Here is a 1,381-nt window from a genome sequence, read left to right as displayed (position 1 = left end):
CGCCGGCCAGCGCCATGGAGCACTCGCCGCGCCGCAGTGCCTGCACCGCCAGATGCAGCGCGACCAGCGACGACGAGCAGGCGGTGTCCACGGACAGGGCGGGCCCGTTGAACCCGAACGTGTAGGCCACCCGGCCGGAGACGACACTGGTCTGGGTGCCCGTCAGCAGATGGCCGTCCGTGCCGCCCGCCGGCTGGTCCAGCCGGGGGCCGTAGTCACTGGCCAGCACACCCACGAAGACACCCGTGTCGGAGCCGCGCAGCCGCTCCGGGTCGAGCCCGGCACGTTCCAGGGTCTCCCAGGTGGTCTCCAGCAGCAGCCGCTGCTGCGGGTCCATCGCCAGCGCCTCACGGGAGCTGATGCCGAAGAACGACGCGTCGAACTCGTCGATGGCGGAGAGGAATCCGCCGCGCCGCACATACGTCGTCCCGGAACCGTCCGAGGCGAACAGCGACTCCAGATCCCAGCCCCGGTCCGTCGGGAAGTCCCCGAGGGTGTCCACGCCGTCCGCGAGCACCCGCCACAGCTCCTCGGGGGAGCCGGCGCCGCCCGGGTAGCGGCAGCCCATGGAGACGATCGCCACCGCGTCGTCCGCCACGGCCTCCGCCGTCGGCCGCACCTGTGCCGGCTCGGCGGCGGGCCGCTCGGCCGAGTCGCCGGCCAGCCGCCCGTACAGGTGGTCCGCCAGCTCCAGCGGGGTCGGGAAGTCGAAGACGATCGTCGTGGACAGCTTCAGCTCGGTCGCAGCGGCCAGCCTGTTGCGCAGCTCCACCGACGTCAGCGAGTCGAACCCCAGCTCCTTGAAGCTGAGTTCGCCGTCCACCGCCGTGTCCGGGCCGTGCCCGAGCACGGCCGCCACCTGCGCGTTCACGGTGTCCCGCACCGCCTGCCGGGCGGCGTCCCCGGTGAGGCCCGTCAGCCGGGCGGCGAGCGCCCGCTCGGCACCGGCCGGCCCGGCCGCCGCGGCGACCCGGCGCGGGGCGCGCACCAGACCGCGCAGCGGCGCGGCCAGTTCGGTGCCCTGGGCGGCCCGGGCGCGCAGCGCGGCGAGGTCCCAGTGCGAGGCCACCACCGCCGGGTCGGCGCCCTCCAGCGCCGCGTCCAGCATCCGCAGGCCCTCCTCGGCCTCCAGCGCGACCGTGCCGGCGGCACTCGCGAGCCGCGCCCGGTCGGCGGCCGACAGCCCCGCGGTCATCGCGGACTCCGGCGCCCAGAGTCCCCAGGCGAGGGAGAGGGCGGGCAGGCCTTGGTGGTGGCGGTGGTGGGCGAGGGCGTCGAGGGCGGCGTTGGCGGCGGCGTAGTTGGCTTGTCCGGCGTTGCCGAGGGTGCCGGCGATGGAGGAGAAGAGGACGAAGTGGGCGAGGTCGTGGTGGGTGGTGAG

General features: G+C 75.4%; 1 protein-coding gene. It reads right to left on the bottom strand.

Translation table 11 applies throughout. The features are described from left to right. Nucleotides 1-1,381: beta-ketoacyl synthase N-terminal-like domain-containing protein (locus MTQ10_RS30425; RefSeq protein WP_247473927.1), on the bottom strand; the 1,381-nt coding region annotated here is incomplete at both ends.

Source organism: Streptomyces sp. XM83C, from assembly GCF_023072675.1.
GTDB classification, from domain to species: Bacteria; Actinomycetota; Actinomycetes; order Streptomycetales; family Streptomycetaceae; genus Streptomyces; species Streptomyces thermocoprophilus.
This window is presented reverse-complemented; position numbering and strand designations above follow the sequence as displayed.